The sequence below is a fragment of the Roseibium sp. SCP14 genome (assembly GCF_040329475.1).
Classification (GTDB): domain Bacteria; phylum Pseudomonadota; class Alphaproteobacteria; order Rhizobiales; family Stappiaceae; genus Roseibium.
In genome coordinates this window covers 567,990-593,675 of sequence record NZ_JBDZYH010000001.1, presented here as the reverse complement: position 1 = coordinate 593,675, position 25,686 = coordinate 567,990, and the positions used below count along the sequence as shown (strand labels likewise).

The 25,686-nt window shown below is 55.4% G+C and carries 27 protein-coding genes; 18 read left to right on the top strand and 9 right to left on the bottom strand.

The features are described from left to right. Positions 1-26: 26 nt before the first annotated feature. Positions 27-1,244, bottom strand: coding sequence for a glycosyltransferase family protein (locus ABLQ08_RS02685; RefSeq protein ID WP_352939237.1), 1,218 nt, complete (start codon positions 1,242-1,244; stop codon positions 27-29). Between the two features lie 220 nt (positions 1,245-1,464). Here ABLQ08_RS02685 and ABLQ08_RS02680 point away from each other — a divergent pair, with 220 nt between their 5' ends. The 8 genes from ABLQ08_RS02680 to ABLQ08_RS02645 all read left to right on the top strand — a co-directional run bounded on the left by ABLQ08_RS02680 (position 1,465) and on the right by ABLQ08_RS02645 (position 11,437). Next, positions 1,465-4,047 carry an ATP-binding cassette domain-containing protein gene (locus tag ABLQ08_RS02680; protein WP_352939234.1) on the top strand — a complete coding sequence of 861 codons (2,583 nt, stop codon included), beginning with the start codon at positions 1,465-1,467 and terminating at the stop codon, positions 4,045-4,047. Between the two features lie 92 nt (positions 4,048-4,139). Beyond that, positions 4,140-4,598: a cyclic nucleotide-binding domain-containing protein gene (locus ABLQ08_RS02675; RefSeq protein ID WP_352939231.1), complete on the top strand. Its 459-nt coding sequence runs from the start codon at positions 4,140-4,142 to the stop codon at positions 4,596-4,598. 10 nt (positions 4,599-4,608) lie between these two features. Further along, positions 4,609-5,433 (top strand): MBL fold metallo-hydrolase, encoded by an 825-nt coding sequence (locus ABLQ08_RS02670; RefSeq protein WP_352939229.1) that lies wholly within the window; start codon positions 4,609-4,611, stop codon positions 5,431-5,433. Between the two features lie 340 nt (positions 5,434-5,773). Continuing rightward, positions 5,774-6,895 carry a helix-turn-helix transcriptional regulator gene (locus tag ABLQ08_RS02665; protein ID WP_352939226.1) on the top strand — a complete coding sequence of 374 codons (1,122 nt, stop codon included), beginning with the start codon at positions 5,774-5,776 and terminating at the stop codon, positions 6,893-6,895. A gap of 323 nt (positions 6,896-7,218) precedes the next feature. After that, positions 7,219-8,574, top strand: a complete 1,356-nt coding sequence (locus tag ABLQ08_RS02660) for an adenylate/guanylate cyclase domain-containing protein (protein WP_352939223.1) — start codon at positions 7,219-7,221, stop codon at positions 8,572-8,574. A gap of 165 nt (positions 8,575-8,739) precedes the next feature. Beyond that, entirely contained in the window at positions 8,740-9,507 is a 768-nt protein-coding gene (locus tag ABLQ08_RS02655; protein ID WP_352939221.1) for an SDR family NAD(P)-dependent oxidoreductase, read from the top strand. Between the two features lie 178 nt (positions 9,508-9,685). Next, positions 9,686-10,195: a hypothetical protein gene (locus ABLQ08_RS02650; RefSeq protein ID WP_352939219.1), complete on the top strand. Its 510-nt coding sequence runs from the start codon at positions 9,686-9,688 to the stop codon at positions 10,193-10,195. After that, complete coding sequence (locus ABLQ08_RS02645; RefSeq protein WP_352939217.1) at positions 10,196-11,437, top strand: HlyD family secretion protein; 1,242 nt, start codon at positions 10,196-10,198, stop codon at positions 11,435-11,437. Positions 11,438-11,484: 47 nt separating this feature from the next. On the opposite strand, the gene ABLQ08_RS02640 is transcribed toward ABLQ08_RS02645, so the two are convergent. Further along, entirely contained in the window at positions 11,485-11,877 is a 393-nt protein-coding gene (locus ABLQ08_RS02640; RefSeq protein WP_352939214.1) for a VOC family protein, read from the bottom strand. A 95-nt stretch (positions 11,878-11,972) separates the two neighbouring features. Here ABLQ08_RS02640 and soxR point away from each other — a divergent pair, with 95 nt between their 5' ends. After that, positions 11,973-12,434 carry a redox-sensitive transcriptional activator SoxR gene (gene soxR, locus ABLQ08_RS02635; RefSeq protein WP_352939211.1) on the top strand — a complete coding sequence of 154 codons (462 nt, stop codon included), beginning with the start codon at positions 11,973-11,975 and terminating at the stop codon, positions 12,432-12,434. Between the two features lie 43 nt (positions 12,435-12,477). Here soxR and ABLQ08_RS02630 read toward each other — a convergent pair whose 3' ends face one another. Together ABLQ08_RS02630 and ABLQ08_RS02625 are read right to left on the bottom strand one after the other, a co-directional pair. Continuing rightward, entirely contained in the window at positions 12,478-12,735 is a 258-nt protein-coding gene (locus ABLQ08_RS02630; protein WP_352939208.1) for a YjhX family toxin, read from the bottom strand. A gap of 290 nt (positions 12,736-13,025) precedes the next feature. Beyond that, positions 13,026-13,280 (bottom strand): hypothetical protein, encoded by a 255-nt coding sequence (locus ABLQ08_RS02625; protein ID WP_352939205.1) that lies wholly within the window; start codon positions 13,278-13,280, stop codon positions 13,026-13,028. Between the two features lie 300 nt (positions 13,281-13,580). Here ABLQ08_RS02625 and ABLQ08_RS02620 point away from each other — a divergent pair, with 300 nt between their 5' ends. Next, complete coding sequence (locus ABLQ08_RS02620) at positions 13,581-13,883, top strand: phosphatidylglycerophosphatase (RefSeq protein WP_352939202.1); 303 nt, start codon at positions 13,581-13,583, stop codon at positions 13,881-13,883. 33 nt (positions 13,884-13,916) lie between these two features. Here ABLQ08_RS02620 and ABLQ08_RS02615 read toward each other — a convergent pair whose 3' ends face one another. Further along, positions 13,917-14,159, bottom strand: a complete 243-nt coding sequence (locus ABLQ08_RS02615) for a DUF6455 family protein (protein WP_352940502.1) — start codon at positions 14,157-14,159, stop codon at positions 13,917-13,919. 276 nt (positions 14,160-14,435) lie between these two features. On the opposite strand from ABLQ08_RS02615, the gene ABLQ08_RS02610 reads away from it, so the two are divergent. From ABLQ08_RS02610 to ABLQ08_RS02585, 6 genes are all read left to right on the top strand, one after another. After that, positions 14,436-16,922: a flagellar hook-length control protein FliK gene (locus ABLQ08_RS02610; RefSeq protein WP_352939199.1), complete on the top strand. Its 2,487-nt coding sequence runs from the start codon at positions 14,436-14,438 to the stop codon at positions 16,920-16,922. A gap of 9 nt (positions 16,923-16,931) precedes the next feature. Next, positions 16,932-17,216 carry an EscU/YscU/HrcU family type III secretion system export apparatus switch protein gene (locus ABLQ08_RS02605; RefSeq protein WP_352939196.1) on the top strand — a complete coding sequence of 95 codons (285 nt, stop codon included), beginning with the start codon at positions 16,932-16,934 and terminating at the stop codon, positions 17,214-17,216. A gap of 201 nt (positions 17,217-17,417) precedes the next feature. Beyond that, positions 17,418-18,899 carry an Asp-tRNA(Asn)/Glu-tRNA(Gln) amidotransferase subunit GatB gene (gatB, locus tag ABLQ08_RS02600; RefSeq protein WP_352939194.1) on the top strand — a complete coding sequence of 494 codons (1,482 nt, stop codon included), beginning with the start codon at positions 17,418-17,420 and terminating at the stop codon, positions 18,897-18,899. A gap of 3 nt (positions 18,900-18,902) precedes the next feature. Continuing rightward, entirely contained in the window at positions 18,903-19,298 is a 396-nt protein-coding gene (locus ABLQ08_RS02595; RefSeq protein WP_352939192.1) for a GFA family protein, read from the top strand. Positions 19,299-19,390: 92 nt separating this feature from the next. Next, positions 19,391-20,011 (top strand): LysE family translocator, encoded by a 621-nt coding sequence (locus tag ABLQ08_RS02590; RefSeq protein ID WP_352939189.1) that lies wholly within the window; start codon positions 19,391-19,393, stop codon positions 20,009-20,011. A 244-nt stretch (positions 20,012-20,255) separates the two neighbouring features. After that, entirely contained in the window at positions 20,256-21,797 is a 1,542-nt protein-coding gene (locus ABLQ08_RS02585) for a glycosyltransferase family 39 protein (protein ID WP_352939186.1), read from the top strand. Between the two features lie 21 nt (positions 21,798-21,818). On the opposite strand, the gene ABLQ08_RS02580 is transcribed toward ABLQ08_RS02585, so the two are convergent. After that, positions 21,819-22,340, bottom strand: coding sequence for a hypothetical protein (locus tag ABLQ08_RS02580; protein WP_352939184.1), 522 nt, complete (start codon positions 22,338-22,340; stop codon positions 21,819-21,821). 170 nt (positions 22,341-22,510) lie between these two features. Here ABLQ08_RS02580 and ABLQ08_RS02575 point away from each other — a divergent pair, with 170 nt between their 5' ends. Then, positions 22,511-22,987, top strand: a complete 477-nt coding sequence (locus ABLQ08_RS02575; protein ID WP_352939181.1) for a GNAT family N-acetyltransferase — start codon at positions 22,511-22,513, stop codon at positions 22,985-22,987. 62 nt (positions 22,988-23,049) lie between these two features. After that, the gene (locus ABLQ08_RS02570; protein ID WP_352939178.1) at positions 23,050-23,763 is read left to right on the top strand and encodes a glutathione S-transferase family protein; all 714 of its coding nucleotides are present in this window, start codon (positions 23,050-23,052) and stop codon (positions 23,761-23,763) included. A gap of 290 nt (positions 23,764-24,053) precedes the next feature. On the opposite strand, the gene ABLQ08_RS02565 is transcribed toward ABLQ08_RS02570, so the two are convergent. The 3 genes from ABLQ08_RS02565 to ABLQ08_RS02555 all read right to left on the bottom strand — a co-directional run bounded on the left by ABLQ08_RS02565 (position 24,054) and on the right by ABLQ08_RS02555 (position 25,653). Then, positions 24,054-24,539 (bottom strand): hypothetical protein, encoded by a 486-nt coding sequence (locus tag ABLQ08_RS02565; protein ID WP_352939175.1) that lies wholly within the window; start codon positions 24,537-24,539, stop codon positions 24,054-24,056. 111 nt (positions 24,540-24,650) lie between these two features. Next, complete coding sequence (locus tag ABLQ08_RS02560; protein WP_352939172.1) at positions 24,651-25,115, bottom strand: DUF2147 domain-containing protein; 465 nt, start codon at positions 25,113-25,115, stop codon at positions 24,651-24,653. Positions 25,116-25,230: 115 nt separating this feature from the next. Then, positions 25,231-25,653, bottom strand: a complete 423-nt coding sequence (locus ABLQ08_RS02555; protein ID WP_352939169.1) for a DUF2147 domain-containing protein — start codon at positions 25,651-25,653, stop codon at positions 25,231-25,233. Between the last annotated feature and the right edge of the window lie 33 nt (positions 25,654-25,686).

The following is a 25,686-nucleotide window of genomic DNA, read 5'->3' as shown; positions in this document are numbered from 1 at the left end:
AAAGAGGAGAAGCGGAAAGCGGCCGGTTAGAAGTTCACCAGTTTGAGATCGTCCGCAAGCTGATGCTCCTCGAAGACTTCACCCACCCTGGTGGAGATAACATCAAGCCCGCCGAGAAGGTTTTCAACACCGGCGGCAGAGGGAGAAGGAGTTCCGGGCAGTTCGGACAGGGCAACCGCCATCAGGTCTGCATCGGGATAGCGGTCGATTGGCAGGACTTTCAGGAGACCGCTCTGCTCAGCGCGCTCCGCCCTGATTGCCTGCTCGCGGCGCGGCATGATCCGGGGAACCATCAGCGTCGGTTTGTCGAAGGACAGGATTTCGCAGAACGTGTTGTAGCCACCCATGCCGACGATTGCAGTCGCGTTGGCAAGATAGGGTTCGATCTGCGGAGTGAAACGGATGATTTCAACATCCCGCAGGTGTTCGGCACGTTCGCTGAATTGCGCGGCCGCGGCAGCCGGCATGAAGGGGCCGAGAACGATCAGAGCCGGAAACAGGGGGCGTTGCCGGGCCTCATAGGCGCGCATCACCCAGTCGACCATTTCAACACCGTCACCGCCGCCGCCTGGCGTGACCAGAATGTAGGGCTCTTCGCCGAAAGGCGTTGGCGCTGGTTGTTCTGCAATCGACTGTGGCAGATCCCGTCGTAGATATCCGGTGTAACGCAGCTTCTGCGAAACGCCGTCCGGAAGCGTCAGGCCCTCCAAGGGGTCACAAATCCCTTCCGGGCCATACACCCAGATCTCGTCATAGAGGTCCTTCAAAGCCGGGTAGACGTTCTTGCGGTCCCATTCTTCTCGCAGGACCTGCGGATCGTCCATGACATCACGCAGGCCGAGAACAAGACGTGTGTCGGTGTCTTTCAAAGACTCCAGGGTTCCGAGTACCTCGCCACGCAGACCGAGCGGTTCCTTGTCGACGATGAAAATGTCGGGTTCAAAGACTTTGGCGGTGTGTTCGATAATGGAGGAGCGGATCGCGAGCGTCTGGTCGATATTGATATGCAGGGATAGGGGTGTGTATTCGCCGTTGCGCAGTTTGATCACCCCGGGGATGCGGACAAAATCCACACGGGAGCGGAATTCGAAACTGCCGATAATCGGTGAGCCTGAAAGAATCAGGACCGACAGCGTATCGAAGTCGCCGACAAGAGATTGGGCAATCGCACGGCAACGTCTGAGATGGCCAAGACCAAACGAGTCATGGCTGTAAATCAGAATCTTCGGCGTTTTGGAATTCATACTGCCCCTAAATTTGTAAAGATGCTCCGCGGAGCTTATGTCTCAAGTTGTTGGCCTTTGTCACGCCCAGAAATTATTTGGGACATGACTTTTGACAAGGAACGGTTTCAAAGTGCTTGTGGCAAATGCTAATCCCGGCTAGCGCATCGAATTGGGATCGTTAATATACCTAAAATGATCTGCTTGAACATAATTGATCCTTATCTGTTTGGATGAACTAATGGAAAAAAGCCTTTTTCGCTTTATCTGGAAGTACAGTTCCCGTCAGCAGATCTTCATACTCATGGTCACCGTGCTTTCTTATCCGGTGGTCTATTTCCTGCTCGAGTTGCCGAAACTGATCGTCAACGACGCGGTGCAGGGCGACAATTTTCCGCGAAATGTTCTGGGTTTTGACTTCGATCAGATACCCTATCTGGTGCTGCTCTGTTTCACCTTTCTCGGGCTCGTCGTCGTTTCCAACGGTCTGAAGTACTTTCTGAACGTCTATAAGGGGCGACTTGGCGAGCGCATGTTGCGGCGTTTGCGATTCGAGTTGTTCCAAAGAGTTCTGAGGTTCCGCTTGCCGCATTTCCGCAAAGTGAGCTCGGGAGAAATCATCCCGATGATCACCTCGGAAGTGGAAGATGTCGGCGGTTACATCGGGGAGGCGTTTGCGCTGCCGGCCTACCAGGGTGGCATGCTGCTGGTTCAGCTCGGCTTCATTTTCATGCAGGACCCGCTTCTGGGAGTGGCTGCGGTAAGTTCCTATCCCATTCAGGGATACGTCATTCCGATGCTGCAGAAGAGGGTTGTCCTTCTGTCGCGCAAGCGGGTCAAGAATGTCCGGCTGATTGCTGACAAGGTCGGTGAGAGCATCACCGGTGTCGCGGAAATTCACGCGAATGATGCGGCTGCGTGGCACTCTGCAGACGTATCCGACCGCCTTTATGAGAACTTCAAGATCCGCTACGAGATCTTTAACCGGAAGTTCCTCATCAAGTTCCTGAACAACTTCATGAACCAGCTGACGCCGTTCTTTTTCTACCTGATCGGCGGGTACCTGGTGATCGAAGGCAATCTGAGCATGGGTGCCTTGCTGGCTGTGATTGCGGCCTACAAGGACCTGGCGGGTCCCTGGAAACTGCTCCTTTCCTTCTATCAGATGACGGCCGATGTCAGCGTGAAGTACCAGACCGTTGTCGAAAACTTCGACCCGCAGGACATATACGATACGGAACGCCTGACATCTGACGAACAGGTCGAGCTGAGCGGCGACGTCAAGTTCGAGCAGGTCAGTTTCTCCGGTGGTGCGGCAGGTCAGGAAGTAATGGATGTCAGTCTGACGGTGCCAGCCGGCACGGCCTGCGCTATTGTCGGGCCGGACGGCTCTGGCCGGTCGGAAGTATTGCAGTTGGCGGCGGGACTTGTCTCTGCATCGTCCGGAAAGGTCTTCATCGGCGAACACGATCTCGACAAACTCACCGATGCCACGCTGGGACGGGAGATTGCCTATGTCGGTGGCGCCGTTCATATCTGGACAGGTACGATCCGGGACAATCTTTACTACGGCCTTCGCCACAGGCCCCTGGTTGCGCCAGAGCGCGACGGCGAAGAGCTGAAGATGTACAAGCGGCGCGTCAACGAAGCAAAGCAGACGATGAACCCCGTTTACGATCTGGCGGCCGATTGGGATGATCTTCAGGCGGCTGGAGTTGCCAATGAAGCTGGGTTGGACGAAAAGGCGTTGGAGCTGCTTGAGGCGGTAAAGCTCGACAACGACATCTATCGGCTGGGTCTGCAATCCCGGTTTGACCCCTCCATGAACGACACGTTCGCGGAACGGATACTGAGCGTTCGCAAAAGTCTTGCAGGCAGAATCGCCGACGAACCGGCGCTAAGCGGACTTGTCGAGCTCTGGCATCGAGACCGTTTCAATGCCAGTGCAAGCCTTGCGGACAACCTGTTCTTCGCAGTCCCGTCTGATCCGGAAATCACCATGGATCAGGTTCCGGATCTGGAGGAAGTAAAAGCCTTCCTGTCCGAGACGGGATTTGACCAGAAACTTCAGCAGATCGGTCTGAAAATTGCCGAAACCATGCTCGAGTTGTTCTCCAACGTATCGGGTGACAGCGGGTTGCTCGGCGCCTATTCCTTCATCAATCAGGACGAGTTGCCCGAATTCGAGCGCATTGTCCGCATCGCCAAGTCCGGTCAGCAACGGCCAGGGCTGACAGATGCCGACCGGTCACGGCTCACAGGACTGGCTTTCAAACTGGTTCCCGCCCGCCATCGTCTCGGCGTCATGACAGACGAGCTCAAGGACGAGATTATCGGCGCGCGCAAACGCTTCCTGGAAGGCGTGGTCAAAAACAGCGATAACTTCGTCGCGTTCGATCCGGACGTTTACCTGCCACCGCTTACGATCGAAGACAATCTGTTGTTCGGCCGGGCCAGGGTGGACCGGCGCGACGCACGGCGCCGCATCGACGACGTTATTCGCACCATCGTTGAGGAAACTGGGCTTCGAACCCCAATCATCTATGCCGGATTCGGATATCACGTGGGAGTGTCCGGCTCCAGGTTGTCAGCAGGGCAACGTCGTAGAATTGCGCTGGTGCGCGGCTTACTAAAGAATGCAAAAATCACTATATTGGATGATATTGCTACGGGAATGACTGAAGACGACAAAGTTTTGCGCAATGATTTAAGGCAAATCTTGTCTGGAAAAACTTTCCTATACGGCACATCCAACGCCGATATTGCTGCCGAATTCGATCAGCGCTTTGTTTTGGATCAGGGCAGGATTTCAGATAAGGAATAGTAACATGAAGGAATGCTTGGAGAAGCAGGGGAGCTGCGGGCTCCAATTGCTCGGTCCAATGAGAATATGCCAGAAGAAGCAGGGAGGATAACATGACACTTGAAACCGAAGTCGAAGCCCTCCGAAAGGTGCCGCTTTTCCATGGAATTGACGAAACCAAGTTGCGGCTCCTGGCCTTTATCAGCGACCGAACAGAGTATCCTTCAGGCGAACGTCTCTGCTCTCAGGGGGAGGAGGGCGACTGTGCGTTCATCATCCTGTCCGGAGCCGCAGACGTTCTTGTGAACACACCGGAAGGCGAAAAGAAGGTTGCGCAGGTCTCCGAGAATTCCATCGTTGGTGAGATCGCCATTCTTTGCGACGTGCCGAGAACCGCGACACTTGTCGCTGCGAACAACATGGATGTTCTCACCGTATCAAAAGACGATTTCTTGAAACTATTGAAAGAATTTCCGGATATATCACTGGAAGTTATGCGGACTTTGGCACTAAGACTGGAGCGCACAACCCGTGATCTGGCTGATGCACGACGAGGAGCAGCCGGCGGTTAGGGAGTAACACGTGGCAGATGAATTTTCGCTTCGTTGCTGGGGCGTAAGAGGATCGACACCGACACCGGGAGCAAGCACGCTGCGCTATGGGGGCGAAACTTCGTGTTTCGAGATCCGGGCCGGTGATGCACTGGTTCTGGTGGATTGCGGATCAGGTGCGCGAAACCTCGGAATGGAGCTTTGCAAGTGCAAGGCGCGATCCTTCGATCTGCTTTTCACGCATACTCATCTGGACCACATTTGCGGGTTGCCATTTTTCAAACCTGCTTACGATCCGAATTTCGAGGTAACCGCCTGGGCAGGGCATTTCCAGGACGAGACGAGCCTGGTTGATATCGTCAGCCGGATCATGTCTCCGCCTATTTTTCCGGTCGCTGCGAAAACCCTGAAGGCAGTCGAATTCAAGACATTTACCGCTGGCGGACAGATCCCGCGCGATGATGATCTTGTTATCAAAACCACCCGGCTCAACCACCCGGGAGGGGCTTGCGGTTTCCGCTTCGAATATCAAGATAAATCGATTTGCATCATCACCGATCACGAACATGGCGATCCGGAGATTGATTCAGAACTGCCGGATTTCGTCCAGGGGGCAGACATCATGATTTATGATGCCATGTTCACCGACGACGAATACAAGGCCTACAAGGGGTGGGGACACTCGACCTGGCAAAAGGCAGTGCAGCTTGCCAGAGAAGGCCACGTCAAGACGCCGGTTCTCTTTCACCATGATCCGCGGCGTTCGGATGACGAGCTCGACGAGATCGGTCTTGCTGCCCAGAACGCATATCCCGGCACACTCGTGGCAAGCGAAGGGATGATCCTGAAGCCATAGGCGAATTCTTCTTCCGCACGTTCACGCAAAAAAAGGGCGGCCCAAATGGCCGCCAAAAAAATCTATACGGTTAAAAAATTGATCGCCGCCGGATGCAGGAATGCGGGGTTCCTATAGGAGCATCCGTAAATCGGCCTCTTGCGACTTGAAAAAACGTCACAATTAGCCGCCGGATACGATCAATAGTTGTTTACAAGGTGTATACATTAATTGCATGGTCCATATGGACTATGTCTGACATAAAAGTATCGGTTGCAGGCGGGAAAACGCCTTTTAGCGCTGCAATTTAATCAGACCGCGAGGGGGAAAAGTGGTCGTTGCTGCGGAAAAGTATATTCATTTGACCAATTTGGCGGTTGCCGCCGCCATGGATCCCACTAAATGGCAGCGGTTTCTGGACGAGTTGGGTCGCGTGCTGGGAACCCGAATCTGCACTCAGCTCATTGGATACGATCAGCTTACCAAGGCTGCTCCCTTGGCGTATTCCTCCGGTTACGACCCCTCGATCCTGCAGCTCTATGAGACGGAGTATGCGGACAAGAACCCCTTTGCCGCGAATTTCTCGAAATGTGCGATCGGCGGTGCGATTTCCGCTGACGAGTTGTGTGAAACAAAGCTTCTCAAAAAAACGGACTTTTATGCCGACCTGCTTCGGCCCATGGAGGACATTTACGGCGGAGGTGGATCGATGCTTGCCTTCGATGCGGACCGTATGTTCCTCATTGGCGGAAACCTGCGTGCGAAGGATCAGGAAAAATACGAGCAGGAATGGCTGCAACTCTGCGTTCGACTGGCACCTGTCATTCGTCAATCGTTGGAAATCAACCGGACGATTTCGGGCCTGTCCTTCGAGAAATGGGCTGCTGAGCGACATTTGCTCGGCTCAGGTACGGCGATCTTTGTGGTCGACCCGACCATGATTATCCATTTCGCCTGCTCGGAAGCGCAAAAACTCCTCGCCAAAGGATCCCTGGTCGGCAGCGTGATCAATCGCCGTCTGCAATTTCGTTCTGAACAGGCTCACAGTCAATTTACCGCGTTCACGCGCGAGCACTTGCGCGATAAAACGAACGTCTTCAAAAATCTGCGACTGACAGATGAAAATGGAAAAAGCTGGATTTGCCGGGCAATGGGCGTTCGCCTTGGAGATCTGGATGATACGCCTTTCGGTGCGTTTATGACGAAGTCCATCTCAGCGGTTCTTCTGGCGATCAAGCCCGACGAAAGTGAGGGCACGTTCCAGGAAAAACTACAAAAAGAGCTTGGACTAAGCCGGGCCGAGGCCTCGTCCGTTCTTATGCTTTCTGAAGGACAGACGCCGGCCGAGATTGCTGACAGTCGCGAAGTCAGTGTTTACACGGTGAGAAATCAGGTTAAGTCTGCATTGACGAAATCCGGGTGCCGTCGGCAAAGCGAGCTTGTTCGCAAGGTTGAGCAGCTTCGTCAGCGTGTTGCGTTTTAGTGCCAATCGGTCTTGAAAGCCGGTTGTCAATCACGAGTGGTCACATTCGCGCGCACCTTATTGCGCATTTCGGCTCAACAGGTGAAACTCCAGTCACCTTCGGGAGCCAGGGTCTGTTCAACGTTCGCATTTGATCGTTGACTGGAGGCAGGGTGTTTCAATTCAAGCGTCAAGTTCCGGGAATGCGTCCCTGTCGCGTCTTTGCTGCACTGGGAAGAGCAGCGCGCGCCGGATCGCTTCGAAACGAGAAGCCATTGGAGCCCGAGGTGCCAGCGTTGCAGTCCTGGCAATTTGAACCGTAAGCACGACCAACTTGGATCACTATGAGCACACTAAGGAATTCCTTGCGCTTTATCCTCCACGGCGGCCCACCGGAAACCGGAATTCCAGACAGGGTTCGCGCCGAGATCCGTTCACGAGAAGCATCCTCTGAGCGATTGATCAGCTGGGTTCAGCTTGGACTGGTTCTGTTTTTCACAACGCTCTACGCGATCGCACCGCGCGCTGAAGGTTCTTCCGGATTCAATTTCGTGCCTATCGCGCTTGGAGCGTATTTTCTGTTCACAGTATTGCGGCTGGTTCTTTCCTACCGGTTCGAGTTGCCGCAATGGTATCTTCTGATTTCCATTGGTGTCGACATGGCGCTTCTGGTCGGTCTGATATTCTCCTTTCACATCCAGTATGATCAGCACCCGGCATTCTACCTGAAAACCCCGACGCTGATGTATGTGTTCATTTTCATCGGACTGAGAGCGCTCAGGTTTGATCCCCGCTTCGTTCTGACAACAGGGCTCGTGGCAGTTGCCGGTTGGCTGGGACTGGTCTTTTATGCGGCCTTTGCCGATATGGACCACATGCGGGTTACCCGGAACTACGTTGAGTATCTGACCGGAAACTCGATCCTCATCGGCGCCGAACTGGACAAGACCATGGTCATTTTCACTGTGACCATCATTCTTTCTGTAGCTCTCTACCGCGGCAGGTCGATGTTGTTTGAGGCGACGCGGGATCATGCCGCAGCGTCCGACCTCAGACGTTTCTTTGCACCCGAAGTTGCAGCCTCGATAACGGATGCGGATACCGAATTGCAGGCAGGTGAGGGGAGCCAGCGGGAAGCAGCAATATTTTATGCCGATATCCGCTCCTTCACCTCAACCTCGGCAAAACTGCCGCCTGAGATCGTCCTGGCTGTCCTGGCCGAATATCAGAACCTCGCCGTTGAGGTGATCAACCAGGAAGGTGGACGGGTCGACAAATTTTTGGGAGACGGCATCCTGGCCACCTTTGGCGCAGTTCATCCGTCCGATACTTATGCGGCTGACGCCTTGAGGGCAGCGTCGAGGCTCGTAAGAAGCGTTGAAACTGACCAGCACCGCTTCAGGGCAGCCGGTTGGCCGGGCCAGCTGCGCATTGGAACCGCGGTCGCGGCAGGCCCGGTGACGGTAGGTGTCATCGGCTCCAAGAACAGGCTTGAATTCACCGTCATCGGAGATGCCGTCAATCGTGCGGCGAAACTGGAAGACGCCAACAAGGAGCAAAACTCCTCCTCGCTGACCGACAGATTTACCTGGGACCTGGCCTGTGCCCAGGGCTATCAGGTTGAAGATATCGAAGACCGGCCGAGCACAGTCGTCGCCGGCATGCACAATCCGGTCGACCTTGTTGTTCTTGCAAGTTGAGCGTCTGAACAGTCAGTGCTGCCAGTGGGTGTTCGCTGAAATCGATCTGCGAATGCGCTTGACCCGGCACCAATTCTCAGCCAAGTTGCAACTCAAATTGACCTAATCGTCAATTAACGCAATAAAATTCATTGAAATCAATGAATTGCCATTGAGGAGGCGTGAATGAAGCTGGATTCGACACTTTCCGCGATTGTGACCGGAGGAGCATCCGGGCTCGGGGCCGCGACAGCTCGCATGTTGGCTGGTGAGGGGGTCAAGGTCACGCTGTTTGATCGCAATGCAGTACAAGGCAACGCTGTCGCCGATGACATCGGCGGTGTGTTTGCCGATGTTGATGTGACCGATCAAGCAAGTGTCGAGGCAGGCTTTGAAAAGGCGCGAAGCGCCAACGGACAAGAACGCATCCTGGTCAATTGTGCGGGAATTGCACCGGTTGCCAAGACGACCTCACGCGGCGAAGCGCATCCCATCGACATGTTTGAAAAGGTCGTCGCAGTTAACCTGATTGGTTCATTCCGCTGTTTGTCGATTGGGGCAACTGGAATGGCCGCACTCGACCCGATCACAAGCGACGGAGGGCGCGGCGTCATTGTATCGACGGCATCGGTTGCGGCATTCGATGGTCAGATCGGACAGGTCGCATATGCTGCTTCCAAGGCAGGGGTCGCAGGAATGACATTGCCGGTCGCCAGGGACCTCTCCAAGTCGGGCATTCGTGTCATGACCATTGCACCTGGAATTTTCGAAACACCCATGTTGCTCGGTCTGTCGCAGGAAGTTCAGGATTCACTTGGTCAGCAGGTGCCGTTCCCGTCGCGCCTGGGCAAGGCCACCGAATATGCAAAACTCGTGAAGGCCATTTGCGAGAACGACATGCTCAATGGCGAAACCATCAGACTGGACGGCGCCATCCGTATGGCGCCCCGGTAAGAACCGGGCAGCGGCCAAGGTTTAGGGCATTGGCGGCGGTCCGGGCATGCGGCGCTGCCAGTGCCATTAAAGTTCATTGAAGTAATAATTTTCTCTAGTTCTCTCCTGTTCCCCTTTAAGCTGACGTAACGTAATCTTGTTGAGCTGGACGCACGAAACAGCTTGAAGGGAGAAGGGAATGGCTGAACAAGCGCATGAACTTGCGCCACATCACCTACCGATATTCGTCCCGTCTGCGGATGGCAGCGATCCATTGATGACGATCATGCTGGCTGCCCTGCTTCTGGGCGTCGTGCTGCTCGGTACGTTCTATTTGCACCTGCATTCCCTGCCGGAGCGACTGGCGCATAAACATGGACGAATGCAGTTTGAGTTGGTTGCGGTCCTCGGGCTGCTGGCACTCTTCACGCACAACAACATTTTTTGGGTGGCGGCACTCCTGTTGGCATTCATTCAGCTACCTGACTTCGCGACCCCCATTGGCACAATCGCAAACGCGCTTAACCGGATAGCGAACCGCTATGACGGTACCGAGCGTCAGGACAAGGTAGAACAAGAGATTGAGATTGATGTTGAGGCAACGCAGGAAGGAATGTCCACAGAAGCGTCCATTGTCGCCGAAGCCGTTCCTGAAGCGCAGGCGCCCTCCGGGGCGAACACCTTAGAACCTGAGAAGAAGGACGGATAGATGTTCGAACTTATCTTCTGTTCTCTTCTGACTGTCTTGCCTGACTATCTGATCCGCCGCTACGTGCAGGGCAAGCGGATTGGCCGGGAGATTACGCTCTATTCCGTTTGGTACGAGCTGCGTTACGGCATCGTCACCTGCCTGATGCTTACGGTGTCGCTGATCACGCTGATCTTCTACTTCCACCCGACTGCGACAAGTGCGGTTTCCGCTTTCCGCACTATCCCGATCTTGCCGGAAGGTTCGGGCCGCGTGGAAGAAGTCTTCGTTGCCAACGAGCTGGAGACCGAAATCAAGGCTGGCGATCCGATCTTTCGCTTGGATAGTGGCCGACAGGAAGCCGACGTTACCACGGCCAAACAGCAAATTGCCGAAGTTCAGGGCGAAATTGCCCTGGCTCAGGGAGAGCTGGCGGTAGCCGAGGCCCAGGTCGAGGAAGCCAGGGCTTCGCTCAAGCAGGCGCAGGATGAACTCGACACGCGTCAGGAGCTGATGGACCGGAACGCGAACGTTGTCAGCGAGCGGGATATCGAGAAGCTGGAAAATACTGTGGCAGCCCGGCAAAGCTCCCTTGAAGCGGCGCAGGCAAACAAGGAGCTGATAGAAACCAAAATCAACGTTTCGCTGCCTGCCAGCCTGAGCAGCGCGGAGGCGCGCCTCGACGAGGCGGAAGTCGAGCTTGGAAAAATGACCGTGTACGCGGGCGTTGATGGCTCAATAAGCCAGTTTGTCCTGCGACCGGGAGACATCGTCAACCCGTTGATGCGACCGGCTGGCATTCTCATTCCCGCCGATGCTCAGCAAGAAAGAATTGTTGCCGGCTTCGGACAGATCGAAGCGCAGGTTCTGAAGCGTGGCATGGTTGCGGAAGCGTTTTGTCCGGCGATGCCCTTCAAAATCATTCCGCTCGTTGTCACAGAGGTGCAGACGCAAATTGCCTCCGGTCAGGTCAGCGCCGGAAGTCAGCTCTACGACACCAGCGAAGCCGTAAAGCCTTCAACGATTACCACGATCCTTGAACCGCTTTATCCGGATGGTTTTGAACTTCTTCCTCCCGGAGCGGTGTGTACTGTCAACGCCTACACAAGCAACCATGATCGGCTGACATCGGGAGAACCGCTGAGTACCGGGCAGTTCGTATTCCTTCACGTGGTCGATACCGTTGGCCTGGTACATGCAATGCTTTTGCGTATTCAGGCATTGTTGTATCCAATCCAGGCATTGGTCCTGACGGGTCATTAACGGGCCTTCAGAACGAGAATGGGCGGCAGCAAGCCGCCCATATCTTGTCAGTATTCGTAGGCCACTACCTCAAATTCGATACCGTCGTCGTCATCGAAATAGAATCTGCGTCCAGGCTCATAGTCGCCGTGGTTTCGGGTCACATAACCGCTTTCCTTGATGCGGGCCTCGGCAGCGTCCAGGTCATCGACGACCACTGCAATGTGATTGAGGCCGCCATGCTGGCTATAGCTCTCTCCCTTGACCGGCGTCGTCGAGTGTGCCGGTGAATACGCTGCGATATAGCTGGTGTCATTGCCGATGTGGTAGGTCGTGCCACCGCCCAGGCTTGCACCTTTCCAGCGAACTTCCCAGCCGAACCAGTCCTTCAGCCGACGCGCTGTGGCCGCCGGGTCGCTTACGGTGACGTTTACATGTTCCAGAAAAGTCGTGCTCATCATTTGTCCTCTCAAGTTTGACTTAAGCCGGACACTGGAGATAATTCTTCAAGTTAAGTTGAGGTCAAGAGGGAAAGTATCAAATTTTGAAAAAGGTTATGAAGGGCAGTGATCTTCTGACCATCGGAGAACTTGCCGAGCGGACAGGACTTTCGGTTTCCGCCATCCGCTTTTACGAAGAAAAGGGGCTGGTTCACCCGACCCGAAACCAGGGCGGACAACGACGATTTCTGCGAGCTGACATCCGGCGGCTGTCTTTCGTTCTTGTCTCGCAGGAATTCGGGTTCACGATTGGCGAGATTGCAACGCAACTTGCGCGCTTGCCGGAAAACAGGGCTCCGACGAAAGCGGACTGGACCCGTATCAGCAGAGAGTTTCGCGTTCATCTGGATCAGCGTATTGAGCGTATGACAGCTCTCCGGAACAAGCTGGACGCCTGTATCGGATGCGGCTGTCTCTCGATGAAGTCCTGTCAGCTCTATAATTCGGGCGATGCAGCGTCCCGGCATGGCAGGGGACCCCGTTATCTGCTTGGTGACAGACCTGACATTGAAGAATGAGCGGCCGGGACTTTCCTCAAGGGAAGAGCCCGGCCGTTGGAATTTAGCGGTTATCCAGCTGTGAACGAACGCGTTTCAGCCCCAGTTGGGTTATCCGGTAAGGTCCGCTGTTTCTTGACGCAATGAGGCGCTTGTATTTCAGTTTTCGAAAGAGGTGTGTCGAGCAACCACCCCAATACCAACCGTCACGCGTTACGGTTTCCTGATTTACGATACGGCCGTCCTCGTCCTTTTCCACGAGGATATAGCCGCCTTGAGCCAGCAGGTGCAGAACCCGCTGCTCGGCCTTGGAAATGTCCATTGATGTTGAGAAGCCTGATTTTGAATGCAATTCCGCAGCCACCACAGCAAGTCGCATGTGGCGCTGAATGCACGACCCCAGCTGATATCAGCCGGGGATTACCGGGACTCGCGTGATCCGCGCATAAAACCTCTCTATCAGACGCAGCGCCTATAACACGGCGCATCCACGGGGGCAATCAGTGATCGGTTGGTGGAGAAGGGAGGCAGGGGAGCTTTCCTGCATTGTTGCATATTTGCTTTGATCGCTCTGGCTTCGGTACAATCTCAGGAGGTTGTGCGTGCTGGCAATCAACTTCGCTCCGCGGGCCAGTAACCGTTTTCCGGATTTCGGGAAACGGCTACGGCCGTCACGTCTTCGGAACCGCAGGTTCCGCATCTCAGGGACTGGCTCAGGTCGGAAACTTTCTGATCCTGGGAAAACTTAGCGCAGTTCATGTATCGAAAACGGCCGCAGTAACCACAAAGAATAGCCAGTCTACGATCGGACTTGCTGAGTGCATCGACGGTCGGGTCGTCGGTTGGAAGTGATTTGAGTAAAGCCATGATTAAAACAACTTAATTGAAATAACGTCTGCATCTCTCGGCAGATTGTCTGAAATAGAGGTCCGCAACACGTTAACACAAAGTGCTCGAAAACAAAATGGGCACTACTCTGCTGAACCATAAGTCAGGTTGTTGGACGAATATCGTTATTTACAACAACTTGCGGACAAAGTTCAGGGTTGTGCTGGCGGTGTCATACTCGCGTCGGAGAGGAGAGGCTTGCTCTACGCCCCGTTTCTTTCCTTTGACGAGGAAGGAAAATCTCTCGATTTTTGAGCAGGCCAATTATAAGAGAGGGGCATGATGACCTTCTCTGATACTTGGATTGACCTGTTTGGCTTGTCCGGCCTGCTTAACCCGTTCGCACTGTTGATCGGGGGATATCTTGGATGGCGCGCCGACAGTTCCCGGAAATTGTGGATCGCAGGCTTTGCAGCCGCAGTAATTTCCCTGATTCTGGAAGCGGCCGTCGGTTTGCTTCAGCTGCCGCACCCGATTTCTCAGGATGCAGGGGCCTTGGCGATGTTTCCCTTCAGATTTGTCGGAGGTGCTCTTGCGGGGAGCCTGACCTACTGGCTCAACCGGCGCCGATCCCGAAGCTGAGAAGGCTCGAAACCGTCTCAGCTGATTTGAGGGTCAGTTGTCGAGCCAGCTGTTGAACAGCTCGGCATTCGGACATTCGGGCAAGGCCCTTTGCGCTCCATTGGGATGTTCTTCAAGCCATTTCAGGCAGGTGTCGGATTCTCGACAATTTATGCAGCGCACGGCAGCTGCCCGCATGTCGATGTCAGCCTGAGTTCCAGCTGGTACATTTTCCATTGCCCCAATGGTCTCAAGCATGCGGCCCATCAGTTCAGCGCGCTCGTTAAGGCGGTCCATCCAGTTCACTCGGTCTCTCCTTCTACCGGGCAGGTTCCGGGGAAGTTCGGCACAGCTCTTATCGATTTCTTTCCGGTCGGTGCGTTCATCAAAGCCGACGATTGCCACACACTATGCTGTCTTTGGAAAGAGCGGGCTTTGATCAGTATCAACAGGCAGTCTTTCCAGGGTAAGGGAAACGGATCATACTGAGCGCTTCTGATTCTTTCGTGGCGCTCGATCATACCCGCTGAAATATTTGGTCCCGGGTAGGGTCCGGACACCTGGAGATGGGTGATGGTCGAAACCGTCAGTACACAGCCGCTCCCCCAAAATTCCGGTGGTTCTGCGGTTGTTTCCAAACTTGAACCTGGCGCCGAGCTTCATGCCAAAGTGGAGGCGAACCTGCCGGGTGGTGTTGTCCGTCTGGCAACAACGGACGCCAAGCTGGATCTGCGCATACCCCAACCGCTTCCGGTCGGTTCAGAGGTCACGATCACGGTTTCCGGCACCAAGCAACAGCCGGAGATCCAGCTCTCAACGGTCAAGGCCCAATCCGCACCCCAATCGGGAACGGCGCCACCAACGCAGACCGGCTCAACGACAGCGGGACAGGTACAAGAAACAGCTGGGCAATCTGTTTCACCTCAAGCCCATGCTACCTACAAACCGGCACCGATCGTTGCCAGCCTGGTGCAGGCATTGGACGGGACCACTCAAGCGTCACCACAAGGTCCCTCCTCCCCGGGAAGCACATCAGGTGTTGAGAGTCAGGCAGGCCGTGTGTCCGCAGCACCAGCACAACCATTGCCCAATAGTTTGCGGACCCAACCCTCAACTACACAAACGCCGCCCTTGGTTTCCGGGACACCTGCGGCCAAAACAGTTGGACAGCCAAAGCCGACTTCGTCCGGAGCACCGACCACGGCGGCGAGTTCTTCTCAACCGCCGACTTCAGGAGTGGGCGGTTCCAGCGGACAACCGACATCCGTCTCAACACAGGCTGCTTCTACGACAAGTGGCCCCACAGTCCCCGATGCTGTGCGAACCGGTACGGGGCAGCAGTCGACGCTCTCAGGGCACCTTGTAAATGCGGCAGGGGCTCTGCAGCAGATTTCTACACCCCCGAAAGCCGGAGTGTCGCAGCAGGCACCTATGGTCGGTTCAGGAAGTCAATCTGGTTCCAACGGAACCCGGCTCCAACCGAGCAATTCCTCTCAGGCGATCTCTCAAGGATCCGTGCCGAATTCAGCAGGTTCGGTCTCGTCATCCGGAGCTCAATCTCCCGCAGGAACCTCTGTTCAGTTTTCCAGCAAGGGAGAACCGGTATCGGCATCGCCCTCAGCCCCGGCAATTTCGAACAGTGCAAGCCAATCTGTAAGTTCGACGGCGGCCCGGCCCACAGCAACGCAGTCCGCTGTTTCCCAGGCACCCACGCCACAGGGGCCGGGTCAACTGCCTCAGTCGGCGGGAACGGTTCAGGCTGGTCCCGTTTCGCAATCGCCAGGAACGCAGGTGCCAACAGCTCAGCCTCCTGTGACACAGCCTATCGAAACGCCGACCTTGCAAGGGCAAAGTTCTCCAAATGTGAAACCGGCCGGTGATTTCCCGAAAGGACCGACCGCGGCTTTGCCATCAGGAGTGACCTCTTCCAGTTCACAGTCTGGGGGCTCGACCGGGAATTCTGTACAACCTCGCTTTTCAGCCGATCCGGGTGTCCCTGTGACAGGGCGCTTTCTCGGCAATGAAACGGGAGGTTTTCGGACCCCACCCCGGCAGCCTTATCCTGCACTGCAATCCGGAGCTCAGCCTCATTTCAGTGGCGTGCAGTCTCTCGCACCTTCCAACCCGGTTCGGCAACTTGCCCAAACATTTCAGCAGCCGTTGGCAGAGCAGCAAGCTGGATTAAGCGGGCTTTTCACGCAAATCGGCAACCTTACAGCAGCTCAATCGAGCGGAAGGGTGTCGGTTCCCGATCCGGTGGTCAAAGCAATGCAGCAGATACTTGGTCTGAGATTGAACACGTCCCAGGCATTGAACGGCGGCGATGTGCAGCAAGCTGTGCGCCTGAGTGGCCAGTTTCGGGAAGCTCAGGCGTTTCTGCCGGGTGGTGGCCAGCCGACGGGGTTTCCGGATTTGAAGTCCGCTCTCCTGTCGTTCAAGTCGCTCCTGCAGCAGTTTGGTGCGGAAACCGAAACATCACGACCTGCAAACCAACCTGCGCCCCCGTCGCGACATGGCGCACCGCAGGGACAGGCTCAGCAACCAACCGGCGGATATGTTTCAGGCAGTGCACAGCAAAATCTACAATCGCTGTTGAAGGAAACGGACGCAGCACTTGCGCGGTTGCGGATTACACAGTTGGCCAATACCGGTCTGATGGCGGAGGAAGGCCCTCAGGTAAGCTCTCGCCCAGCGGATGTCGTGGTTGAGTTGCCGCTTTCCCTCGGTCAGGAAACCGCGGTCTTGCAGATGCAGATTGGCCGTGACGGTGGTGGTCGCGATGAAGAAGAGGAAGGTGAACCGGCCTGGCGCTTGCGGTTCGCGCTTGACTTGACCGCAACCGGGCCGCTGGAGGCCGCCATCAGTTTGAGGGGCGGTGGAACCTTTGCGAGCCTTTGGGTCGATCGGAAGGAAACCTACGACAATTTGAATTCAGTTCGCGAGACGATGGAGGCCGCCTTCGCCGATGCAGGGTTGGATCTTCAGGAGTTTCGCCTGGTACGAGGTCTTCCCCCCAAAACCGCCGCCAGATACGGCGCTTTGATTGACCGTCAATCCTGAGCACAGCGCATGACTGAGAAAAACCCGACCGAAAAGAAAGTAGCCGTAGCGCTCCAATATGAGAACGAAGGTGCACCTGTCGTCACCGCCAAAGGGGCAGGGACTGTTGCGGAGCAAATCGAAAAGATTGCTCGTGAAGCGGGTGTTCCGATTGAACAAAACCCCATGATGGCCGAAGCCTTGTCTCAGATTGAACTGGATCAGGAGATACCGATCGAGCTTTATCAGGCCGTTGCCGTTCTAATCGGATTCATCATGCGAACGGGAAGGGCGCAAAACGGTCCGGACAGCTGACATTTGGTTGGAATTGCCATCGGCAGGGGAAATCCGTGTGCAAACAGGTCCATTGTGCGAAAGCTGGTGCCACGCACAAGGAAATCCTTGCAGGCAAGGCAATTCCCGACTACGTCATGAAACCACAAAGTCGCGCCGCAGCAATTCTTGTCGGCTGCCACATCCAGCGCGAAATAGCAAAGAACAGGATTTTTGACGAAAATGACGATTGTCGACGTACGCACACCCGATCCGAAGAAATTCATCAAGGGCGCGACCGGCGACTGGGAAATCGTGATCGGCATGGAAGTCCACGCCCAGGTCACGTCCGAAGCCAAGCTCTTTTCCGGTGCCTCGACCGAATTCGGCAAGGACCCGAACGACAATGTCAGCCTTGTTGACGCTGCAATGCCCGGCATGCTGCCGGTGATCAACGAGGAATGCGTTCGCCAGGCGATCCGCACCGGCCTCGGTCTCAAGGCCGAGATCAATCTGAAGTCTGTGTTCGACCGCAAGAACTATTTTTATCCGGACCTGCCGCAGGGCTACCAGATTTCCCAGTTCAAGCAGCCGATCGTCGGCGAAGGCAAGATCCTTTTGGACATGCCTGAAGAGCAGGTCGAAATCGGGGTGGAGCGCCTGCACCTGGAGCAGGACGCCGGCAAGTCCTTGCACGATCAGCATCCGAGCATGTCTTTCGTCGACCTGAACCGGTCCGGCGTTGCGCTGATGGAGATTGTCTCCAAACCGGATCTGCGGTCTTCGGACGAAGCCAAGGCCTACCTCACCAAGCTGCGCACCATCCTGCGCTACCTCGGCACTTGTGACGGCAACATGGATCAGGGTTCCATGCGGGCGGACGTCAACGTCTCCGTTCGTCGTCCGGGCGGTGAGTTCGGCACACGCTGCGAGATCAAGAACGTCAACTCCATTCGCTTTGTCGGCCAGGCGATCGAATACGAAGCACGCCGCCAGGTGGCTCTTCTGGAAGACGGTGGCGAAGTCGATCAGGAAACACGTCTCTTCGACGCGGTAAAAGGGGAAACCCGTTCAATGCGATCCAAGGAAGAGGCGCACGATTACCGCTACTTCCCTGATCCGGACCTGCTGCCGCTGGAATTCACTCAAGCCTTTGTCGACGATCTGTCAGGCCATCTTCCGGAATTGCCGGACGACAAGAAGAGCCGGTTCATCAACGACTATGGTTTGACGGCCTATGACGCTGACATTCTCGTTGTTGAAAAGGCTTCTGCCGACTTCTTTGAGAAGGTTGCCAAGGGGCGTGACGCCAAGGTTTCCGCCAACTGGGTGATCAATGAGTTCTTCGGCCGCCTGAACAAGGAAGGCAAGGATCTGGCGGAAAGCCCGGTTTCCGCCGACCAGCTCGGTTCCATCATCGACCTCATCAAGGCAGGCACGATTTCCGGCAAGATCGCCAAGGACCTGTTTGAAATCGTCTGGACCGAAGGCGGCGACCCGGCGCAGATTGTCGAAGAGCGCGGCATGAAACAGGTTACCGACCTTGGCGCCATTGAAGCGGTGGTCGACGAGATCCTGGCTGCCAATCCGGACAAGGTTGAACAGGCCAAGGAAAAGCCGAACCTCGTTGGCTGGTTCGTCGGTCAGGTGATGAAAGCCTCCAAGGGCAAGGCCAATCCGCAGGCGGTCAACGAGCTGCTGAAACAGAAGATTGGTCTGGAGTAGGAGATGTCGGGGGAGGAGACATCTCGCACGGTTCCATTGCCGATCACCGGTTCCTGTCACTGCGGTGCTGTATCTTACGAAATGAAGGTCCAGCCTCGCTTTGCGGTCGAGTGCAACTGCTCGATCTGCCGCAGCCTTGGCACCGTCTGGGGACATGGTGAGGCAGGGGACATCGAGGTTACCTCCACGCCGGAGGCGACGCTGGCCTATTCGCGCGGTGACATGGAACTCGCCTTTCATACCTGCAAGACCTGCGGATCGACCACCCACTGGGAGGCCATTGCCGGAGAGGCCAGGGGCAGGATGGCAGTCAATCTTCGGCTTGCGGAGCCGGGAACCATCGAGACCATCGGTCATCGTCATTTCGACGGCGCGGACACCTGGACTTTTCTGGATTGAGTCCCGGAAGATTCGCCTGATACTCTCAACGCCTTCAGAAACTGGTCAGCTCAACGAGAGCAGCCCAATGGTATCTGGTATGGGGAGTTGATATGAACGCGGATCTTGCGAGCCTTCTTCTGGCTCTTGGTATTTTCGCCGTCGGGTTCATAAGTATCGGGCCGAATATTCTTGCCATCATCGGCACTTCCATGGAACGGGGGCGCAAGTCCGGCGTTGAGCTCGCGCTCGGAGTCGGTATCGGTTCCGGTATCTGGGCGTCGCTGACCGTTGCCGGTCTTACCGCGCTCATCGCTGCCTACGCGCATGCAATAACGCTCCTGAAGATATTGGGAGCGCTCTATCTCATCTGGCTCGCCTACAAGGCTTTTCGCTCCGCAGCAACACCAAACGGAAAGGTGGCGGCGCGCTCCGCCAAGGGCAACAAGTTACTTCTGCAAGGGCTGACCATTCAGCTGACCAATCCGAAGGCCGCCCTTCACTGGATTGCGATTGTCGGCGTTGGCCTGGGACCCGATGCACCCTTGTGGGTGGGCCTCTCGCTTGTTATCAGCTGCACGCTAATGTCGGTTCTGGGGCATCTCGTCTATGCCATCACCTTTTCCACGCAACCGGTCGTGGAGTTTTACCGTCAAAGCCGGCGCTGGATTGAGGCCGGTCTTGGTGTCTTTTTCTCCTTCGCAGCCTACAAGCTGGCCACCTATCGCAGCTGAACGGATTTCGAGCCCTTTCGCACTTCAAGATTTAGCGCACGGCACGGATTGCAAGATGAAACCTGGTGTCGATGAAGTACCGTGCTCAATTTCTTGAAATCCGCCCAAAAGCACCGCCGTGTATCAAGTACTTTTCATCGCCATTGTCGCGAATCCGCAGAAAGCGAAACGCCATGCAGCGCGCTGGGCTTTTCCATCGGGATAGGCTAAACGCAGAACAGACAGAACAGCACGCTTGAGCCGAATGACAGCAGCAACAACATCCCGCCCGTCAGAAACACCAATTTATGCTACACCGTTCGGTGTCTGGGCGATTGTCGCGCTGTGGGGGCTTTCCCACCTTCTGCTTCGTGCACTCAATACGCCGGTTCTGGGCACCGACGACATGTTCGAAAATGTGCTCGTGCAAACTCTGCAACCTGGCTACATGTTGCGGCAACCTCCGCTCTATGAGTGGTTGCTCTGGTCGGCGCAACAGGTCTTCGGACCGACAATCTGGGCGGCCCTTTCGGTCAAATACGGACTGATTTCGATTGCGGCGCTGTTCCTTTTTCTGATTGCCCGCAAGGCAATTTCAGATCCGCGATTGGCGGCGCTTTGCGCCTTTTCCTATTCGCTTTATTACCAGTTCGGTTGGAACCTTCATGAAGGGGTCACACACACAGTTGTCCTGACCACAGCCTGTGCCGCAAGTGCCTTCTTCTTCATAAAGGCGCTTGAGACCGGACGCCTCGGTTTTTACCTCGCTTTCGGTGCGGTTGCAGGTGCAGGCCTGTTGGGCAAGCATTCCTATCCGATCTTCGCTTTGGCGCTCCTGATAGCGGCCGTAAGCGATCCTGTCTGGCGGAAAAAGATCCGCTTGATCGGTGTCCTGCTGGTACCGATCGCGGCAGTCTTGGTCTACAGCCCCTATGCCTATTGGATCTTGAGTGAAGGCCTCAAGCTCCTGTCTTCCGTTTCTCAGACGATGGGTGTCACGGCACAAACCTCTCATGTGATGCGGGCCGGTGAAGGGTTGGGCAAACTTGCCTTTGGGTTGCTTGGCTTTTCCGTTCCTCTTCTGCCTGTTCTGTTGTTGCTGTTCTGGCCCCGCTATCTGGGGCGCGTGTCGCCCGCTATACCGGCTGTGAACGATGTTGCGCGGCTGTGTGGACGCACCGTTTTGGCCATGGTTGTTCTGACTGCGTTGATGATTGCCGCAACCGGTGCAACCTACGTCAAGGAACGGCACATGCATCCGCTGATGCTCCTGTTGCCGATCTTTCTTTTTGCGGATCTGGAGCGGTTTGAGTTTCACAAGCAGTGGCGCTGGCTCGCAGCGGTTATTCTTGCCGTGATTGCCACCGCGTTTGTCGCCAGGGTTCCCGGCATGTTCGCTCCGGACAAATTCTGGTGCGGCGGCAAGTGCAGGCACATGAAGCCCTATGCCGACCTGACGCAACCTCTCCAGGACCTTGGAGCCTCCTCCGCAACTTTGATCGCCGACAATGGCTATACAGGGGGAAACCTGCGTGTCCTGTTTCCGCAGGCTCGCATAGTGACCAAGGCCATTCCGGCAAAATCAGACCCCAGGGACAAGTGCTTCTTCATCTGGGAAGAGGGAGATCGGGAACCGAATACCCCGGCGAACGAACGTTATTCCAGGGTCACCTTTGGCGAAGCGACAGAGCCGGTCGCTGCGACCTATCTTTCCGGAGCCTGGCCACATCTGTGGAAGGAGCTTGGGTGGCGGACAACCTGGTGGGGAGTGGCGGAACTGGACCGTGCCGACCCGTTGTGTCACTGACGAATTTGCCTGTCTGCAGGGTCAGGAACCTGATCCGATCAGAGTTCTTGTTTTGGACTCCAGAAACAGACCGAACTCGTCATGGCCGTTGAGAAAGCTGGAGCACCAGATCCGGCCGATGCCTGCGACCTCGATGTAATGCGCCTGAACGAGCAGGGAGAAGCCGACGTTTTCCAGGTTTTCCCAGGCAACACATTTGTTTCTGCAAAAGGGGCTGTCAAAGTAGACGGAGTTCCGATCATAGCCGAAACGGACAAAAAAGACCTGATAGACCAGAAAAGCCGTTCCGGCAATGAAACCGCAAGCAACAAGAAACGCCATCAGCATCTGGTCCGATGAGGCGTTCAGCATGGCGTAAACGACAAAGAGTGTCAGCGGGACCATGGCAATCGTCAGAACCTTGACGGGCGTGCCATAGGTCAACAGGCAAATACGCCCTTGTCGAGGAGCCTTCGATTTCGCTGCAACGGAGAGCCCGAACACGACCGCCCCGCCTGTCAGCCCGCTGGCGATTGCCATCGCCCAACCACCCAAATCACCCATGTTTCCGGTCCTGCCTTTCTGCTCGACAAACCAGGAAAAACACTAAGAGGCGCTGTTTAAATGAGAGTGCAGGTAGCGGTTCCAATCCGATTAAAACTGTAATTGAAACATGCAAGCCGTTATGACTTTCCAGGCCAGCCTTCATTTGACCGGAAAACAGGAAGCCGACTTTGGCCCATCAGGAAACATCGAAGATCCGTATTGAGGAAGCGCAGGCCAGCCACCTCCGTGAAATCGTTGAAATCATCAACGCCGGGGCTGCAAGCGTCCGCCGAAACAAGGAATTTACGAGCTGGCAGGAATACGCACCTGCGTTCGAGGCACTCACGAACGCTCCTGAAGCGGACATCTACGCTGCCTTGAATGAGAACGATGAAGTCGTGGGAACGTACCAGATCCATTTCCTAAGGGGCATTGCTTTCAAGGGCAGGCCGCGGGTTGAAGTTGAAAGCGTGCATGTACGTGCCGATCAGCGCGGTGCGGGCATAGGGCGGCTGATGATGAACCATGCTGAAGAGATCGCCAGAAAGATGGACGCCTGTATGGTGCAGCTGACGTCGAACAGGGAACGGGAAGGCTCGCATCATTTTTACCTGCAGCTTGGCTACGTCCAAAGCCATCTCGGTTACAAGAAGATGCTGGTCTGAGGATTGGTTCACACCGGAAGACCATTGATTGCGAAGCAAGACGGATCAGGAGCAGGAATTTCATGCCAGTTTCCCAGAACAAGCCGATTGAACTCTATTTCTGGCCGACGCCGAACGGTTGGAAGGCTTCCATCATGCTTGAAGAGCTTGGAGTTCCCTTTGAGGTGAAACTGGTCAATATCGGCAAGGGAGAGCAGTTCGAGCCGGATTTTCTGGCAATTGCTCCGAACAACCGCATGCCCGCCATTGTTGACCCGGAAGGCCCGGATGGTGAGCCGATATCGGTGTTTGAATCCGGCGCGATCCTTCAGTACCTCGGCCGCAAGTTCGGCAAGTTCTATCCGCAGGACGAGCGAAGGCGTGTCGAAACGGAAGAGTGGTTGATGTGGCAGATGGGTGGCTTCGGACCGATGCTTGGCCAGAACCACCATTTCCGGCATTATGCGCCCGAAGAAGTTCCCTATGCCAAGGACCGTTATTTCAACGAGACGCACAGGCTTTACGGTGTCCTCAATCGGCGACTTGAAGGCCGGGAGTATGTGGCGGCCGGAGAATATACAATCGCCGATATTGCCATATTCGGCTGGGCGCAGCGCTGGCAGCGACAAGGCATTGATCTGGCCGAATTTCCCAACGTCAAGGCCTGGCGGGAACGGCTGGAAGCGCGCAGCGCCGTCCAGCGGGGTCTTGCGGTCGGAGCCGAGCAGCAAAAAAAGCTCGTGATTGAAGATGACAAGGAAGCGCAGAGCGTTCTGTTCGGGCAGAAAGCCAGGTAAGAACGTGCTGAACGTCTCACATCGGGACTTTCTGCAACATGGATACGGAACTGGTCGTCGCTAGACGACCGTTTCGACTTGAGATTCCAGCTTTTTCGCCAAGTCTTTGAATGCAGATTTGCGCGGGTGCAATTCATCGTGCCAGCGTTTCCCGACAGTTTCGCGAAATTTGGCGTACGAAAAGTGTTTCTTGTACTGATTGCTCAAGCGGTCGAGCATTGCGTGGAGCTCATCGATCATGACTCTGACGATCTTTTTCTGAAGTTTCTTTTTCGCAATACCCTGGCGCTTCATCGATTCACCCAGCCAGAAGCCGCCTTTTTGAGGGAGCGTGTAGTCATAGCCATGGCTGATGATCCGTAGCTTCTTGTTCTGGAATTCTCCAGGGCCAGTTCGATGATTTCCTGAAAGAGTAACGCCATCTGTGCGACTTCGATGTAGAAGCTCTTCTTGATGTGTTCCTTGGCGCTCCAGCCAAAGTGGTATATGTGCAGGTGCTTCCACAAGTCGCCGCTACCCAGCAAATCGTTGCCGCTTCCGCAAAGAAGGAATGCGGCATAGTGGGTTTTCTGCAGCGCCGTTACGAAATCCTGCGCATCCGCAATGGCCGTCAATGTGTCGCCGAAGTGAGCGATGCCATCGATCCGGTGGCCACGTTTCTGCAATTCCCTGACCAGATCGGTATCAGCACCTCCGGCGATGGGTAGGCTGATCGGAAAATCAGGTAGATTGAACCAGCTGTCTCCTTCCGCCAGCGCGACAAATTTCCTGGTCATGATCTCCTCCCGCTGTTCGGTCGATCAGGATCACTAGACGCATAGCGGGAGTGGGCGTCAATCGACGCTTATAGCGAGTAGGGCCTGTCGGTGAGAATGGCGCGGAAGCCTCTAGTTGGCCTTTTGCCAGATTTCCTTTTCGCACACATTGAAGACCACGCGCACACAGCCCTGGATTTCAAGCTTGGTGCCGCCCTTCTTGCGCACGGTTGCATTTGCGCTGAAACCGCGTCTCGGGTCATAGACACGCCCCGACCAGGCATTGCCATCAGGCTTCATCCGCCACAGCACTTTCAGTCCCAGGATCTTGCGACTGCGTTTGGAAGCATCCTTGTTGTTGGCGTCAACCGTGGTTGCCATGGATTTCCCTGGCGGAGGAGTAAACTTGATGATCTTGCCGCAAGGTGCGGAGCCGCATTGGGAGACCTGAACGATGGCACCGTCAGGAGTGCGCCAGTTTCCGGTAATGTCCGGTGCGGCTTGAGCGTTGGTAAGGACTGTTAGCATCAAGATCGGGAGCAGAAGTCCGGTCGTTCTCAACTGCTTCAGATGGAATGAAGAAGTGGAAAAAAACAAGAGTAAACCCCATCGATTAGCTGGAAACGGTTGCGCCACAAGTCATGACCAGCAAATGCGACGGGGCTGTGACCGGATCAATCCGATCTGATTTTACGGAAATAAGAGCCGTTGCCTATTTCACGCGTGACCAGGTTTCGCCTTTGCAGATCAATCCACCCATGACACAGCCCTCCAGTTTCAACTTGTTAGCGGAAGTCAATTCAATATAGCCCGTGTAGGTTTTGCCATCTTCTGCATTGTAGACCTTGCCTTTCCATTGGCCGGTCTTTCCGGTCGGCTTCATGGATTGGACAATTTGCACGCCGACCAGAGGCCGGCTACGTTTTGAGGTATCCGGGTTTTGAGTGTCATTACGTGGAGATTTGAGCCAGATCAGTTTGCCGCACAGAGCGGCGCCGCAGGAACTGATCCTTATCTTGGATGCCCCGTTGGGGCGAACCCAATCCCCAATGGCATCGGTTGCAAATGTGGGTGTAAGTGAGCTGGCCAGCAAGCCTACGGCAACCAGTACTGGCGCAGCGATCGATTTCAGCATTTTTCCTCCCGAACGGTATGGTTTCCGTTTACG